Source organism: Paenibacillus sp. UNC499MF, from assembly GCF_900107975.1.
Classification (GTDB): domain Bacteria; phylum Bacillota; class Bacilli; order Paenibacillales; family NBRC-103111; genus Paenibacillus_F.
In genome coordinates, this window is record NZ_FNVF01000015.1 from 63,805 (window position 1) to 79,203 (window position 15,399).

The window sequence follows — 15,399 nt, forward strand, 5'->3', positions numbered from 1 at the left end:
CGACAAACTTCCCAAATTTGTTAAGTACTCGGGAGACTTATTCCGCATGTTCAGGAAAGTGTCACAATGAAAACATATGTCAAAAATACGGGGCCCGCTCTCTACCTGTGAAAAAGAAAAAATCCTCCCTGTTGGTAAGGAGGATTTTTCTTGAGATGCCCGGCAACGACGCCAGTCTTGCCGTTCCCGCTGGGGGCATGCTTTTACTTCATGTGGGACGGGCTTGTTTTCCGGATGTGAAAAAGAATGTCGAATTGCTCTTGCAAAGAAGCATCGAAGTATACCGGCGCGTTCGGGATGAGTTGTCCCCCTAAGCTGAGCAGCGGCCGCTTTTCACCAACCCATTGCTTGGCCGGTCCTTCAAGATGACGGGCATCCAGCAGGAACATTTCCGGCGAAACTTTTCCAAGCGTGTAGTTAGAGCTGTTCACATCCTGTGGAATTTTTTCCGTGGAAAGCTTACCGGTACCGTCGGGTCTGTATTCGCTGTATAAGGTGAAATCTCCCTCTGAGGTGGTGCTTCCCATTACGATATACTGGTCGCCGAGACGATTCTTCAGGAAATTACCGGAACCATCCGGATATAACTGCTTGTCGATAATTCCTTTGGCAACGTGGATGTTGTGGCCCCATACCATCGTTTTTCCGTCAAGCTCCTTCTCGGCCCACACCGCATGGTCGGCCAGATACTGCTCATGCAGCTTTATCATGCTTGGATAGTCATCAGGAATCAGCATGGTTGTGAAATTCCGTATAGCCATCGCTGTTCCTTTCACCCAGGTAAGCTCGGCTGCATCTTTCTCTTTGTCAGCTTGTTTGGTCTTCTCTTCGAGCAACCGGACGACTTTCTCGGCGTTAACCTTGTACCGCTCTCTTACTTCGGGCGACAGCTTCATGTAGTCCGCCAAGTTTCCGGTCGAGGTCTCAAGCTCTTTGTAGCTAAGCTCCACTTCTGCCAGCATATCGGGATAATGCCGCTTAACATAATCCGTCACTTTATGATAGACACCCGGATCCAGCGTTTTTAAGTCAAGTCCGATAAATTGAATCTTCTTCTTGTTCGCGGGATCGGCATTATAATCTTTCATCCACTCCACCATGGCGACAATTTCATCCGTCGGATACAACAGATTCAAAAATTCTCTTGGATTACCTTTTCCCGTTTGGATATATTCGTTCAGCTTTAAACCGCTACCCCAATCTTCCTCCATCCCGAAATTCGTAAAACCAAGCTCGGTGACCAAATACTTCACGAGCCGAAACTTCATCGTAAATATTTCGGAGCTTCCGTGAGTACTCTCTCCCAATCCCACATAACGGGCCTCTCCGATCATGCTTTTCAGCGGCTGCAAATCATCGAATGGTTGTGCAGGGTCAATCGTCTTCAAAGGCTTTGCCTGCGATTTAATGGATGAGATAACATCGTTCCGGGCCGGCTCAGGTGACTGTGTAACCACTACCGTTTTAGTCTCCCCTTCCTTTGCGCATCCTCCAACCAGCATAGCGGCACTAACCACCGCTACGATTCCGCCGTACATCATTTTCTTTTTCATCGTCTCCACCTCATTCATATCATTAAGCAAGATGATCCGCAGCTGTTACAATGCGTCAATCGCTTTGAACCGATTGTCACTCATTGCCTGTCATTTTTCCTAGTGATGAACTGTCATAAACCGGATTTGACAAAACATCATGTGGGATGAAATTACGTTTTCTCACTGTCCATAATGACAAGACGACGACGATAATGAGCTCACCGGACCTAACCAAATGACAAAAAAGGATGTGAGCGCACAAAAAAATCAAGCGGCAGCCTTAAGGACCGACGCTGGCTTCAGACGCATGTACGGCAAAAATTTGTTTCGATACACATACTAATTAATCAGGAAAGAAGGTTCATAATGGTAACTTATTCAGAAACACTCTCGACCGGGGAGCATGTGCGACAGGCAAAAAAAGGACTTCGGCTCTTTCTGGGCATCTTGCTCGTTTTATCGATTATTATGAATGCCGTCGTAATTTTGACTAAAAGCGTTCCGCTCATCATCGTGTATATGTTTATACCCTCGATTTCTTCTATACTTGCCCGTCTCATTCTCAAAGAAGGATTCAAAGACGTATCGTTCAGTCTCGGAAGCGCAAAAATATGGAGAGGCATCGGATTGGCCGTGCTGATTCCCATCATTATCTGCTCGATTACTTACTCCATCGCCTGGTTAAGCGGACTTGCCGCATTTCAGCTTCCTGTGGGCGGTACGCTAGAACCGATCTTTCAACTGCTTGGACTGCAGCATTTACCGGCCCCGCTGCATTTCGCTCTCATAGTCGTGCTGACCGGAATTCTGGGGAGCCTGATCAACTTCATCCCGGTTATGGGTGAAGAACTCGGCTGGAGAGGTTACATGCTGACTAGGTTAATCGATGCCAAAGTATCCCGTCCTATCCTCCTTAGCGGATTGATCTGGGCAACCTGGCACGTTCCGATCGTCATTGCCGGTTTATATGTGGCGGGAACGTCCCTTATTCTTTCTGTAATCGGCCTTTACTTGTGTATCGTTCCGTTCGGTTTTATTATCGCCCGTCTGCGGCTCATTACAGGCAGTGTCTGGCCGGCGGTTATTCTTCATTCCGCGTGGAATGCCGTCATTCAAGGACCGTTCACGCATGCGACTGCCGGAACTGGTACGGAGATTTGGATCGGAGAATCCGGTCTGCTTACCGGTCTCGTCATTATTCTTACAGCCCTTGTTGTCTACCGGGCAACAAAGCAACAGGCGCGCTGACTTCAAGCGGAAAGCTTGCGAATCATCCTTGCGCAGCAAAAAACAGCCTTCGTTCGGCCATCTGCCGGACGAGGGCTGGTTGATGTTTCTGTGCTTTCTTGAGATGTATATATCTTCCAGTTGAAATTAAAGTTCTCCTTCTTTATATTACATGACTACGCAATTCTTCATCTTCTACATACAAAACAGAACGATTCCGCGAATAATTTTTTGCAACCGGAACGTTTCTTTTCCTACTTGATAAGTGAAGGCCTTTAGGTGGTTGACTGCTCTTGTAGCAGCCTGCCGACAGCCGCAGTTGTCGGCAGGCTGCCCGTTCCCCCGAGGCCAAACGTGGACAGTGCTCCGCACGCGTTGCCGTATTGCAGCAGCTCCTCCCCTTTTAGGCCGTGGAGGGAACCGTAAATGATGCCGGCGTTGAAACAATCCCCCGCTCCTGTCGTATCCCGGGGAGATACCCGGAACGGTGCGGCTGTTACGACGCTCCCGTCCGGAGCAAGAAGGCTCGCGCCCTTGGACCCTTGCTTGACGGCCACCCGCCCCGCTGCGCTTCCGAGCTTCTCACGGATATCCGCGATCCGGTCCGCTGCGAAAATATGCAGCGCCTCTTCCTCGCTCGGCATAAACAAGTCCGTTTCCTCCAGCAGGGAACGGATGCCCTTCGAATCCCACTCGTTGCGCACGTCCCATCCCGCATCGAATGAAGTACGCGTCCCCCTGGACCGGGCTTCTCTGAAAAGGTTTTTCCAATGGGGTCTCATGCCGTCCTGCAAAAAGTAGGAACCGAAATGCAGATGGTCCGCTTCGCGCAGAATACTTTCCGGAATATATTCGGGTACTAACATCGGAATACTGCCCGGATAAGTCAAGAGACCCCGGTCGGAAGGAGTCGTGAACGACAAGGTGACACCGGTCTTCACATCCGGCAGTACGGTCACTCCGTCGGTGTTCACCCCCATCCGCTCCAGCTCACCGATGCAGAAGGCGCCAAGGTCATCCTGGCCCGCAACTCCCACGAACCTTACATCCACTTCCAGACTGGCCAGCGCACATGCGGTAATCGCGGAAGAGGAACCGAGCACGGTTTGGAATCCGTCTATGATTTTCTCCCGGTTCCACTCCGGTATTACATCTTTGCCTGATACGATCAAATCCGCATTCAGCTCGCCGGCGACGACAACGACCGGTTTATTCTTGCTGTCGGTATGCATCATTTCAGCACCGGGACGAAGTCCCGCTCCGCTTCATATAGCTCCTCGAACATCTCGCCGATTTCTTCGAGCGAGCATACGGCTGCGGATAAAGGGTCCACCATCAGGGCATGGCGGGCCATTTCTTTATCCTTGTGGAGCACAGCACCTGCAGCCAGTTCGAAAAAGGCCATATTGGAGCGGCACAAAGCGGCGAGATGCTCCGGCAAGCTGCCGAAATGACAAGGATGAATGCCGTTGCGGTCGATCATGCAGGCTACTTCCACGATACCGTCGCCCGGCAGATTTGTGATCAGGCCGGTATTCGGCACGTTGCCGTAGATGACTTTCGGCTCGTTTTTGAGCATTCCTTCGATAATGATAGCCGCATATTCGTTACTCGGCTGGAGCTCAAGCGGCCGTTTTCCTTCGAGCTGCTCGATGATTTTCTCATCGTTTTCCTTACGCCATATCGGCCAATTATCCGCGTAATAACCGGTCGCCCCGTTGTATCCCGAATTGCAGTGCCGGTCGATTAACGATTGGCGTTTGCGGTAATAAGGAATGTATTCGGAGAAATGCCCGCTCGATTCCGATACGAATGCCCCCAGATATTTCATCGCGTCGAAGCGTACCGGGTCTTTTTTCAGCAGCTCGGGGTCTTGAATTTTCTCCAGAAGCAGCGGGTACAAATCTTGCCCTTCATGGGTCAGTTCGACAAACCAGGACATATGGTTGATGCCTCCCGCTTTCCACTGCATCCGCTCGTATGGCACGCCGGCATATTTGGCCAACTGACTGGACGTGTTTTGAATCGAGTGGCACAGGCCCACAACGGGAAGCGTCGTGATGCGGGATGTGAGCAGCGTGACGGCCGACATCGGGTTCGTATAATTGAGAATCGTCGCATCCGGGCACAAATCCTCGATATCCCGTACGATGTCCATCCAGGCAGGAAGCGTCCGCAGCGTTTTAAACAGCCCCCCGGGCCCGAGTGTATCGCCGATACACTGATTTACGCCGTATTTCAACGGAATTTCATATTCGTAACGGACGGTCTGCAGCCCGCCCACTTCAATCTGATTAATGACGAACTGGGAGCCGCCGATTACTTCCCTGCGGTCGGTAGAAGCGATTACGTTCCATTTCTTCCCCGTATTCTCGATAATCCGGGCCACCAGCTTGCGGGCAATCTCCAGCCGTTCCCCGTCGATATCCACGAGTGCGAGGGTTCCCCCTTCTATTCCTTCGATCAGTAAAATATCCGTCGTTATTTCCTGCGTAAATGCGCTTCCCGCGCCGATAATTGAAATTTTAGTCATGGTTGTTCTCTCCTTATCAAGGTCTATTTCATGCCGGTCATCGTCAAGCCTTTAATAAATTGCTTCTGGAAAATGAGAAATACGATAATCACCGGAATCGTTATTAGAACGGCCGCCGACATGACGACGTTATAATTGACGGTATGCGTTCCGTTAAAATAAACGAGAGCCAGCGGCACCGTCATTTTCCGGGAGTCGTCCAATACGATAAGCGGCCACAAATAGTTGTTCCATGAATTCATGAAAGTAAAGATGCCGAGCGCCGACAACATGGGAAAAATAAGCGGCGTAATAATCCGGACCATCAACCGCAGCTCCCCCGCACCGTCTATTCGGGCGGCATCGAGCAGATCCTGCGGGATGTCCTCGATAAATTGCTTGGCGAGAAAAACGCCGTACGAGCTGACTAGACTCGGTAAAATAATCGCCAGCAGTTGGTTGACGAGACCGAGTTTAGCCGTGATCAAATAAGTCGGGATCATGACGACCTGAAAAGGGATCATCATCGTGGCCAGAATGAGCAGGAACAAGATCTTTTTTCCTCTGAACTCGTGTTTGGCGAAAATATAACCGGCCAGCGCGCTCGTAAAAAGAGTCGCTGCCGTAATGACGACAGATGTCACCGCACTGTTTAGCAGCCATCTTACAAAAGGCGCGTCCACAAGCACTGTGCGATAGCCCTCCAGACTTGCCTCTTGCGGGAACAAGGTGCTCGATCCGGAGACAATTTCCATATTGCTTTTCAGCGAAGACAGAACCATCCAGAGATACGGCAGCAGCATTAAACAACCGGCAGCCGCCAGTACGATCAGAATCGCTCCGTCCAGCCATCTGTTTCTACGTTGCATCTTATTGGAGCCTCCTTCAATGTTCCCAATCCGTGCGGCCCCATTTAAGCTGCAGGACGGTCACGGCCAGAATAATCATCAAGAAAACAGTCGCCATCGCAGACGCATAGCCCATGTTGGAGTTGGAAAAAGCCATCTCATAAATATGCAGGGCAATTACTCTCGTTTCGTTAAACGGTTCTCCCTTGGTCATGATCTGGAATTGGGCGAAGGCCTGAAAATAAGAGACGACCGTAGTCACGGATACGAACAGCATCGTTCTCCGCAGAAGGGGAAGCGTCAGATACCGGAATGAATGCCAGCGGTTCGCTCCGTCCAGGAGAGCAGCTTCGTAATACAGCCCGGGAATGGAATCGATTCCGGCGATGAACAGGACGATATTGTAGCCGATGTCCGCCCACAACGTCATGATAATGACGGAATACAGCGCATAATGCGGGTCGCTCAGCCATTGGACGGGCGCCATGTGCAGCTTCTCAAGCAGCATGTTGAACAAGCCGTGATTATAATTGAACATTGTGCTCCACACGATAGCCGTTCCGGCAAGCGGAGCGATCGTCGGCAGGAAAAACACCGTGCGCATTAAATTGCGCAGCCATCCTGTTTGCAGCCGCTGAATGGCCACCGCAATGAGCAGAGTGACGGCTATATTCACCGCAACGGCAACGACTACAAATTTAACCGTCACCCAGAGCGATTTGAGAAAGACCGAATCTCCCAGCATCCGCGAGTAGTTCGCCGCACCGATGAAAGTCGTGCTGGAGCTGAGGGGATTATATTTGAAAAGGGAAAGCCCGAGACTCCAGCCGATCGGGAGAAAAGCGAATGCGCCGAATAACAGCAGGATCGGTATCAGTGACAAATAAACAAACGCGCGCGCGTTCTTTCGGCCTTTATGTTGGGCTGCCGGTGGAATCTTTCGAGTTCTGCCTGCTGCCGGTTCAAGATTCATACTCCGATCACTCCGATCATTTGTGTTGATCCTGATTGTCGTTTATTGATTTTTCAATGCCCCTCAGACCCGCTTCCACGGTTTCCTGTCCGCTTGCCATTAATTGAAAATGGTCGTTGATCACTTTGAAGAAATAATCCCGGTCCGTAATCGGTCCGATCCACTCTCCCAGCGTCAAAATATCCAGCGAAGTTTTCATAAAAGGATTAGCTTTGAGAAATTCGGGATTTTCGGCCACCTCTTTTTTGGCGGGGACCGTAAACGTGCTCAGATTCCATTCCAGCAGATTTTCGTTGGAAGAAACGAATTCGATAAAATCGACGGCGGCTTTCCGCTGCTTGCTTTTTTGTGCGGCTACCAGTCCCCAGCCGGATTCGGCAGCATATGTGGGCGGATTCTCCGTGAAAGACGGCACCGGCACATACTCGAAGTCGTCTGCCTTGTATGTATTCAAACCGGCGGCTATGGACCAGGGTCCGCGATACGTCATTGCCGAACTTCCCTGAAAGAAATAGTCGGAGGTATCAAGCTCGCCGCCGAACGTCGTGAGATCAGCGACTTTATCGTCTTTGATAAGCGAGATTAGAGCTTGCATCGCTTTTTTTGCCTCCGGCGTCCGGAAGTTCACGTGATCATTTTCGTCCCAATACTTCCCTTTTTGCTGCAAAATCATGGACAAGAACGTGAAGGTGATATTGTCGCCGGATACAAAATCAAACCCTTTGACCTTGATGCCCTTTCCGTCCCGGACCGTCAGCTTACGGGCGCTCTCCACAAGCTCTTCCCATCTAGAAGGAGGCTGGGCGATCCCCTTCTCTTTCAACATTTGCGGATGGATCAGCATGCCGCCGTTTTCGATGTTGAATTCGAGCGGAAGTCCGTAAAGCTTACCGTTCAATGAATATCCCCCTAGCGGGGCTTTGTAATAGCCGTCCCGGAGACGTTCGCCGTCCGGTATTTCCGCCAGCAGCCCGTTCGTGGAGTAGACGGGAACCCAGGTGCCGAACATCTCGGCGATGTCCGGAGGATTTTTGGCAATGAAAGAAGCTTTTAGCTTCTGAGGGTAAACATCGTATGGAAAGGATTGATAGTCGATCTCTACTTCCGGATACTTTGCCTGATAAGCGGCAATCAAATTTTTATACGCATTCATAAAGGCATCTTCCTGATGGCTCCAAAAAACGAGTTTCACTTTACCGTCCGGATTTGCAGAATTATCAGCCGTCGTTTCTTTATCATTTGCGCAAGACGAAACGATAATCATTGCAAACAACAGAGAAATAAATGAAAAAAAACGGACTATTTTCAACTTGTAACCCCTTTCTTTTTATTTCATCTGGAAATTTCTACGTCTACATAGAAATAATACCTCCACAAAAATGAGACGTCAATATTTATTTTGCATTTTATATGCAAAATTATGATCATTAATTGCAAATTATTTGTTCTTATTTTCAGTTGACCTGCGTTTTTATTTTACTTAACATAGAGAGTAAGAATTTTTGTTCGTTCATCCTTAATGAAATGAAGGCAGGTTATAGCATGCCCACACTAAAAGATATAGCGGACCGGGTCGGTGTCTCCATTTCTACGGTTTCCCGTGTTCTGGCTGACGATATCAGCCGCGCCTCCCTTAGCAAAACTCGCCGAAAAATTTGGGACGCTGCCCAAGAACTCGGCTACACGATCAAGCTTTCCGCACAAGAGCCTGTGAAGAGAATAGGCTGTATCGTTTCTACGATGCAGGGAAGGCGCTACCATCCCTACTTCTCCGTTATTTTCGAGGGAATAGAGAAAGAATTGTCTCTTCACGGCTATCAGATTGCGTTCACTTATACGCAAGAAGATTTGCAAAAACCTGAAATTTTGCAGCAGGTCATCCACAAAGACCAAACCGGAGGCCTCATTATCATCGAGGGCATCGAGAAGAATTTGTATGATTATATCCGCAAGCATGTGGAACATATCGTCGGGATCGACGTATCCGATCCGGATATTCCTACTATCTCCTATGACCGGGTCGAAGCCGCTCGTACAGCCGTCAAACATTTAACGGATCAGGGCCACCGGGATATCCTGTTTATCGGAGGCACCGGCTTGTCCGGAGAATTCCAGAGGGAAAAACGCTACCGGGGATACAAGCTGGCATTGGAGCAAGCCGGTTTGGCGGTTCAGCCGCAGTATGTGCTTAACGCCGAGTGGGAACCCGATCAGGCTTACCGGCTCGTCCTGAATTACATCGACGAACATCGCGGCCACCTGCCTACCGCCGTTTTTGCGGCCAGCGATATTATGGCGATGGCGGCGATGCGCGCCATTTCCGAGAAGGGCTATGGAATCCCGCAAGATTTCGCCATTATCGGTTTTGACGACAATGAGCCTTCCCGTTACACGGTTCCCCCCCTCTCGACGATTCATATTCCTACCTTTGAAATCGGAAGTGTCGCCGCAAGAACGGTCCTTCAGGAAATGCAAACGCCGTATCCTCTCCCAGTCAAAATTTTGCTGCCGTTTCAACCTCTATTTCGCCAGTCAAGCGACCGTCGTTTGCATAAGCTTCAAGACAACAACAACGCAACCCGCTAAACACGGTCGCCCGGCAAAGTCATCCTCCTCCGTAAGGACATTATTTTCCCGGTCGGAGTGATACCTCGACTTAAAGGCCGATCCGTTTATTCATAAAAACAAGCCATCCTGGACTAAATTGAAGGATAGCTTGTTTTTTATTTTTTCAAAAACTCCTAACATTAGTTACCGACGATCTCGGATCATCAAGATCCGCTAAATTACTTTTACTTTCTTCCGCTCATTATTCCTAGCAAAATCAACAAAGTACTTACATGTACTTAAAAATTAACTTGAAATACTTAAAATATATGATAAATTTACTTATGAGAGGTGAAAATGATGTATCAAGAAGAACGATTACTGAAAATACTCGACTATATTAATAAACACCACGCGATGAGTGTGATGGATATTTGTTCGCTTCTAAATGTATCTAGGGATACGGCCCGAAGAGATATTGTTAAATTAGTGCAAGAAGGGGTCGTTATTCGTACACACGGAGGTGTCGCTCTCCCTCAATTACAGAAGGAAATAGCCACTTATCAGGAACGTTTAATTGACGAAACAGACAGTAAAAGAAAAATCGGGAAGTTAGCGGCTAAATTAGTTCAAGATCACGAAACCGTCATTTTGGACGTATCCACTACGGTACAGTCCGCAGCCGAACAAATTTCTGCTAAACATATTACGGCGGTAACGCACTCCATAGATATTGTAGGGATTCTCTCCGGTCGGGAAGATCTGCAAGTTTATGTGCTCGGCGGCTATTTACATGCCAAAAACCGATTGTTATACGGACCTTCCGTCATCGACAAGCTAAGGGAATTAAGAGCCGATAAGGCTTTTATCGGAGCTACGGCTATACGAGCCGATGGGCTTTACTTTCCGTACGAAGAGGATGTTTCGGTTAAAAAAGAGATGGCCCGCAGATCGGATCAGGTCATTGTTGTAGCAGATTCTACGAAGTTTACAAGCAAGTCGGTTTATCGGTTGGATTTTGATTTTGTAGATATTTTGATTACCGATCAAGAAGTGCCTTTCGCTATTAGAGAAGTACTTCATACTAAAAATATAACGCTTATACAATGTGAGGAGAAAGACAAATACGAGGAGGAATATACAGATGAGTCTTAAAATTTTGCACAATGTAAACGTGGTTCAAGAAGATAACTCCGGTATGTCTGCCACACTTTGGATACGAGACGGAATTATTGAGCGGATAGAAAGCTCCCTATCTGCTCTTCCGGAGGGTGATTATGAATTTATGGACGGTCAAGGCCACTTATTAATCCCGGGCATGATCGATGTCCATATTCACGGCGCCAACGGTTTCGATATGATGGATGGAAGCGAGACGAGTATTCAGGAGGTTTCGCGAGCTTGTGCAGCAACGGGCTGCACCTCATTTCTGGTCACCTCCGTCAGCTCGACGATTGAAGCATTAATAGCCATGATTCGTAGTGTGAAGCGTGTCGCAGGGCATGAAGCCGGGGCCAAAATTGCCGGGCTTCATCTAGAAGGTCCTTACCTGAATCCGAAGCGTAAAGGGATGCAAAATGAACGGTTTTTAAGACATCCGGATCTTACTGAAATGAAAGAAATTTTTGATGAAGCGGACGGGCTGATCAAGATGGTTACAATAGCTCCTGAATTACCCGGCGGTATGGAACTCGTCTCTTTTCTGAAGGAGAGGGGCGTAATTATCGCCGTCGCGCATTCGGATGCCACATACGAGGAGGCCAAACAGGCCTTTGAAGCGGGAGCCAGTCATGTTACGCATTGTTTCAACGGCATGCGTCCGATTCATCATCGGGATCCCGGTCTGGTTGTAGCCGCTTTTGAGCAAGAACATGTAAGCCTCCAAGCGATTGTAGACGGCATTCATTTGCATCCCGCGATCGTTCGAATGATGCATCGTCTCAAAGGACCGGATGGCATGGTACTTATCACAGATGCTCTGCAAGCCATGGGGCTCGGTGATGGGAAATATATGTTCGGCGGCCATCCCGTTACGGTTTCCGAAGGTGTAGCACGCCTTGAGGACGGAACTTTAGCTTCCAGTACGGTTACGATGAATGAGGCACTTCGTCTAACCGTAGAAACCGGTATTTCTTTAACGGACGCGGTTAAAATGGCATCCAGTTCACCTTCACGGCTGTTAGGACTGGCTGCCAAAGGTAAGATTTCCGCGGGTTTTGATGCCGATCTTGTCTTGTTAGACGAACAATTTCAAGTACAATGGACAATGATTAAAGGTTCTATCGTCTAATTAACCAACATTTAAACTCCCTCTCCCTCATCTTTAACCTTGGATTTCTACAATAGAAAAGGAAAAAAGATGAAAAACGGGAAAGATTGTTATGCGTTTGTATGAAATTCTGCTTATTGGCTCCAATCTGGTTCTGCTGGTGGTACTGCTTTTCATGAGGAATCGAAAAAATCAGCCTAGGTGCAGGCCTTGCGGCTGTCTTCGCTCTCCTAGCCTTCCTCAAAATCACCGCGGGCTTATGGTTAGAGTGTGGTATCCCGCAAAACCTCAACCCGGAAAAGGGGAAAAAAAGCCCTGGAGGTTTATGCCTCCAGGGCTTGCGGCGTTCTAGCGTTAAGGAATGACCTTCCACACGTTAGTGCCGGTCGGAGTTTCGCCTTGTGTCCACCATTTGGCTTCATAGTTGACACCGTTGTAGGATACCTTGTTACCGCCCACATAAACTGTAGTCGCGCTCCAGGCCGGATACGTGGTTGTGCTGCCCCCTGTAGTTTTGACTGTCACTACGTTTGAGGATGGAGACGCTTTGCCTGAAGAATCGATAGCGGACACGGTAAAGCTGTAGGAAGTGCCGTTCGACAAGCCCGTGTTCGTGTAGGATGTCGAAGTTGTCGTGCCTACCGCAACGTTATCGCGGTATACTTGGTAGCTGGCCGCGCCCGCTACGGATGCCCAGCTCAAGGAAACGCTGTTTTCCGTTACGGCTGTGGAAGCCAGGTTTGCCGGTGCTGGAAGCGCGCTGCCGCCGCCGAAATCCACATCCGCTACGTTGACGTAAGCGGTAGGCGCTCCGGAGACTTCCCAGATAGCCAGAATGACATGGTAACCGGTTCTCTCGGGAACGTTACAATTCGTCGTGTAGTAGTTGGAAGGGCTTGCACCGTTCAGATCCACCTGGCAGAAAGGCGTCAAGTCAAAGGAAGCTCTCGTGAGAGGAGCATTCGGATTCCAGCCGGGCTTGGTGATGAAATATTTAAAAGTCGTCGTGGCGTGAGCGGCGTTCAACTGCCATTTGAAAGCCTGAGGACCCGCTTTCATAGGTACCTTGCTCCAGCGTGTGAAGGTTTGCTCATCGAGTTTTGGGAAAGTATTGCCTGCACTCGCGATGTGTCCGTCGCCGGGGCCTCCGTTAGGGAAGCCTTTGCCCGCTTCGGCGCTTTGCGGCTCGTAGGAAGCCCCTCCGCAATCCGTATTCACGTTGTTTTTGCACAAAAGAGCACGGCTTGCAGGTACATCCAAATACCCGTGAGCCGAGCTTTTTTCGGGAAACAAAACCATCACTAAAGCGAGCATCAGCAGCATTCCGCATGCCACGACCAGTTTTTGCAGCCAAGCATTGTTCGGCAAAGCCAAATTCATCATTCATTCCTCCTCAATTTTGGGTTTTCAAACAGAAAAGCGCTTACATATTAGGTTTAAGTCTCTCACCTCTTTCCTATGTTTATCCTACGAGGATGAGTATTGCTAGAAGAGACCCCGTGGATATATCTTCCATATTATAAGCCTAAATGGTTTAGATCACAATCATTTTTAACAAAAAAAGGTGTACTTGTAACGAAATGTATCATTTTTCTTCTACAGCATACGTTCCTATTCATTTCGTCGTTTGGAAAAAATGCTGCCGTCAAAAACTCACCGTATGCTCCAATGTCAGACTTCCCCGGTTTCGAAAAAACCGGTATATCCGGCGGTGCGCTCATGATGACGGCATGCAAGCAAAAAAAAGCCGCCAACGGCGACTTTCTTATGCGTTCTCCTACGCAAGGCATTTACAATTACCGCCGACCGGCCAGCCCCACAAGCTCGTTAAGCTGTTGTGCGCGCTCTCCATCGGCTTTGGCGGCCAGTTTCTTCAGCTTATCCGCACCGCCCCAGATCAAATAAAGGATATGCTCCGCTTCATAGTGGCGGAGATTTCTGACCTGTTCAAGCAGCAGACCGAGGTTCTTGCCGTCCTCCATCTCCGCTTTAATCTTCAGTTTCATGGAATCCGTACTGTGCAGCATGCACTTCACCAAAACAGGAATGGTCTCCGCGTTAACGCCGTGCCGTTCGACCAAAGCGATCGTGAATTGGTTTTGCACCGATTGGTGTTCCTCATCAACCTTCGTCATATAGTCTTCGACTAACGGAAAATAAGCCCGATTCGCCAAGCCGAGGCCAAAGACCGCATAACTGCCCGGCATGCAGCTCTTCTCCCCTTCCGTATCCGCATACCATTCGAACGGTTCCATCGCAGTCCGGGCGTATTCCTCCAGAAGCGGATGCAGGCTCGGGTATTCCAGGGCTTGGGCGAAGAAGCGGTGCGTTCCCGACTTGGCCAAGCCTTTGATCGGCAGCCAATGTTTGACGCCGGATTTTAGCTTGATCTGATAGCTTTTGGGGAAGCCCAGGCTGAGCAGGCGGGTCAGAAACCTTAGCGCACGGCCATAGCTCTCCTCCGTTTCCTGTTTAATAACCAGAGTTACTTCGGCAAACACATCGTTGGCTTTGCATTCAACCCACTCATCGCTCCGGCAGACATCTTCCTTGGCGAGCGTTCCGCTGCCTTCCGCCGTCAGACGCTTGGCCTTATCGCTTCCCAGCTCGATAGCGCAGTTCAGCATAGAAAGCCCCGTGCTTCTGCTGTAAGAGGGCTCATATTTTAGAATCATAACCGCGGTATAGATGACGAGTTCGACGGGACCCCGCTCGGTATCTTCCAGCCGGGCCTCGCTCTTTTTCTTATATTCTATGGGCAGTTGTTCGCTTACCGGGTCAAAATAACGGGGCAGCCAGCAATCTTCCACCCAATTGCGCAGGGCTGAGGTCACATCTTTCCGGTGCTCGGCAAGGTGTTTATTTCCTTTGTTCACCTTCTGGATCTTTTCGAAAATGGAAATAATCCGCCCGGCATCCATTTCCGGAAACAATCTTTCGTCCAACAGATGTCTGGAGAGGAAAAACGTCTCCAAAGGTTTGGTCGGGTATTTTCCCTCTTCAAGCTTTTTCGCGATATAATCGGAGATTCGTTCCAGCAGCAGCTTCTTCTTCGCTTCGTCGATGTATTCGTAAAGAAGAACGTGAATCTCGCCGTCCTTCGTCTGAAACTTACCGTTCCAAGTGAAATGATAGTCGATTACCGCGGAAGGAATCTCCTTAAACGTATCCCGGATATAAGAGGCCAGCTCGGGGACAATTCGTTCCCGCACATGTTCCCCGGTCAGCATTTCCGCAGGCCGGCTCTTTCCGGCCCCGTCTTCCGGTATCGCAAAGTCGATCTTATTATCCGTTACGGTGACCCTGCCCTTGACGTATTCAAGCAGAGCGTAATCGTGAATTCCGAGCTGCAGCGTAGTGCGTTTTATGATTTGATTCGCGTCCTTGTCGCTGATATAGGCGATCCATTTATCGATTTGGCGCTTCATTTCGTCCAGAATCGTTTCGGGAGTGAGATCCATGTCGTCTAGTGCTCCTTTATATGGCGG

General features: G+C 49.3%; 12 protein-coding genes. 4 read left to right on the forward strand and 8 right to left on the reverse strand.

The genetic code is table 11. The annotated features are described in order from the left end of the window. Window positions 1-203: 203 nt before the first annotated feature. A complete protein-coding gene (locus C4S74_RS22310) occupies window positions 204-1,553 on the reverse strand; it encodes an erythromycin esterase family protein (protein WP_103997546.1) in 1,350 nt (449 codons plus the stop codon). Between the two features lie 348 nt (window positions 1,554-1,901). Between C4S74_RS22310 and C4S74_RS22315 the strand changes: the two genes are divergently transcribed. Then, complete coding sequence (locus C4S74_RS22315; protein WP_103997547.1) at window positions 1,902-2,783, forward strand: CPBP family intramembrane glutamic endopeptidase; 882 nt, start codon at window positions 1,902-1,904, stop codon at window positions 2,781-2,783. Window positions 2,784-3,037: 254 nt separating this feature from the next. Here the strand turns inward: C4S74_RS22315 and C4S74_RS22320 are convergent, their stop codons facing one another. The 5 genes from C4S74_RS22320 to C4S74_RS22340 are packed head-to-tail and all read right to left on the reverse strand — an operon-like array spanning window position 3,038 to window position 8,248. Beyond that, window positions 3,038-3,994 carry a carbohydrate kinase family protein gene (locus tag C4S74_RS22320; RefSeq protein WP_258042571.1) on the reverse strand — a complete coding sequence of 319 codons (957 nt, stop codon included), beginning with the start codon at window positions 3,992-3,994 and terminating at the stop codon, window positions 3,038-3,040. Beyond that, window positions 3,994-5,295, reverse strand: coding sequence for an alpha-galactosidase (gene melA / locus C4S74_RS22325; protein ID WP_103997549.1), 1,302 nt, complete (start codon window positions 5,293-5,295; stop codon window positions 3,994-3,996). Before melA ends, C4S74_RS22320 begins: the two co-directional genes overlap by 1 nt. Window positions 5,296-5,318: 23 nt before the next feature. Further along, window positions 5,319-6,143, reverse strand: a complete 825-nt coding sequence (locus tag C4S74_RS22330; RefSeq protein ID WP_103997550.1) for a carbohydrate ABC transporter permease — start codon at window positions 6,141-6,143, stop codon at window positions 5,319-5,321. 16 nt (window positions 6,144-6,159) lie between these two features. Beyond that, a complete protein-coding gene (locus tag C4S74_RS22335) occupies window positions 6,160-7,095 on the reverse strand; it encodes a carbohydrate ABC transporter permease (RefSeq protein WP_103997551.1) in 936 nt (311 codons plus the stop codon). A gap of 16 nt (window positions 7,096-7,111) precedes the next feature. Further along, entirely contained in the window at window positions 7,112-8,248 is a 1,137-nt protein-coding gene (locus C4S74_RS22340; protein ID WP_258042572.1) for an ABC transporter substrate-binding protein, read from the reverse strand. A gap of 389 nt (window positions 8,249-8,637) precedes the next feature. Between C4S74_RS22340 and C4S74_RS22345 the strand changes: the two genes are divergently transcribed. The 3 genes from C4S74_RS22345 (at window position 8,638) to nagA (ending at window position 11,932) form a co-directional block, all read left to right on the forward strand. After that, window positions 8,638-9,681: a LacI family DNA-binding transcriptional regulator gene (locus tag C4S74_RS22345; protein WP_103997553.1), complete on the forward strand. Its 1,044-nt coding sequence runs from the start codon at window positions 8,638-8,640 to the stop codon at window positions 9,679-9,681. 321 nt (window positions 9,682-10,002) lie between these two features. Continuing rightward, entirely contained in the window at window positions 10,003-10,797 is a 795-nt protein-coding gene (locus C4S74_RS22350; protein WP_181024511.1) for a DeoR/GlpR family DNA-binding transcription regulator, read from the forward strand. Beyond that, window positions 10,787-11,932 carry an N-acetylglucosamine-6-phosphate deacetylase gene (nagA, locus tag C4S74_RS22355; RefSeq protein WP_103997555.1) on the forward strand — a complete coding sequence of 382 codons (1,146 nt, stop codon included), beginning with the start codon at window positions 10,787-10,789 and terminating at the stop codon, window positions 11,930-11,932. The genes C4S74_RS22350 and nagA overlap by 11 nt, the downstream gene beginning before the upstream one ends. A gap of 333 nt (window positions 11,933-12,265) precedes the next feature. On the opposite strand, the gene C4S74_RS22365 is transcribed toward nagA, so the two are convergent. Further along, window positions 12,266-13,294 (reverse strand): lytic polysaccharide monooxygenase, encoded by a 1,029-nt coding sequence (locus C4S74_RS22365; RefSeq protein WP_103997556.1) that lies wholly within the window; start codon window positions 13,292-13,294, stop codon window positions 12,266-12,268. Window positions 13,295-13,707: 413 nt separating this feature from the next. After that, window positions 13,708-15,372, reverse strand: coding sequence for a DUF6138 family protein (locus tag C4S74_RS22370; RefSeq protein ID WP_103997557.1), 1,665 nt, complete (start codon window positions 15,370-15,372; stop codon window positions 13,708-13,710). Window positions 15,373-15,399: the final 27 nt, after the last annotated feature.

Coding starts and splice junctions, on each gene's coding strand:
- C4S74_RS22310 (WP_103997546.1), bottom strand. CDS start 1,553: ATGAAAAAGAAAATGATGTACGGCGGAATCGTAGCGGTGGTTAGTGCC.
- C4S74_RS22315 (WP_103997547.1), top strand. CDS start 1,902: ATGGTAACTTATTCAGAAACACTCTCGACCGGGGAGCATGTGCGACAG.
- C4S74_RS22320 (WP_258042571.1), bottom strand. CDS start 3,994: ATGCATACCGACAGCAAGAATAAACCGGTCGTTGTCGTCGCCGGCGAG.
- melA (WP_103997549.1), bottom strand. CDS start 5,295: ATGACTAAAATTTCAATTATCGGCGCGGGAAGCGCATTTACGCAGGAA.
- C4S74_RS22330 (WP_103997550.1), bottom strand. CDS start 6,143: ATGCAACGTAGAAACAGATGGCTGGACGGAGCGATTCTGATCGTACTG.
- C4S74_RS22335 (WP_103997551.1), bottom strand. CDS start 7,095: ATGAATCTTGAACCGGCAGCAGGCAGAACTCGAAAGATTCCACCGGCA.
- C4S74_RS22340 (WP_258042572.1), bottom strand. CDS start 8,248: ATGAATGCGTATAAAAATTTGATTGCCGCTTATCAGGCAAAGTATCCG.
- C4S74_RS22345 (WP_103997553.1), top strand. CDS start 8,638: ATGCCCACACTAAAAGATATAGCGGACCGGGTCGGTGTCTCCATTTCT.
- C4S74_RS22350 (WP_181024511.1), top strand. CDS start 10,003: ATGTATCAAGAAGAACGATTACTGAAAATACTCGACTATATTAATAAA.
- nagA (WP_103997555.1), top strand. CDS start 10,787: ATGAGTCTTAAAATTTTGCACAATGTAAACGTGGTTCAAGAAGATAAC.
- C4S74_RS22365 (WP_103997556.1), bottom strand. CDS start 13,294: ATGATGAATTTGGCTTTGCCGAACAATGCTTGGCTGCAAAAACTGGTC.
- C4S74_RS22370 (WP_103997557.1), bottom strand. CDS start 15,372: ATGGATCTCACTCCCGAAACGATTCTGGACGAAATGAAGCGCCAAATC.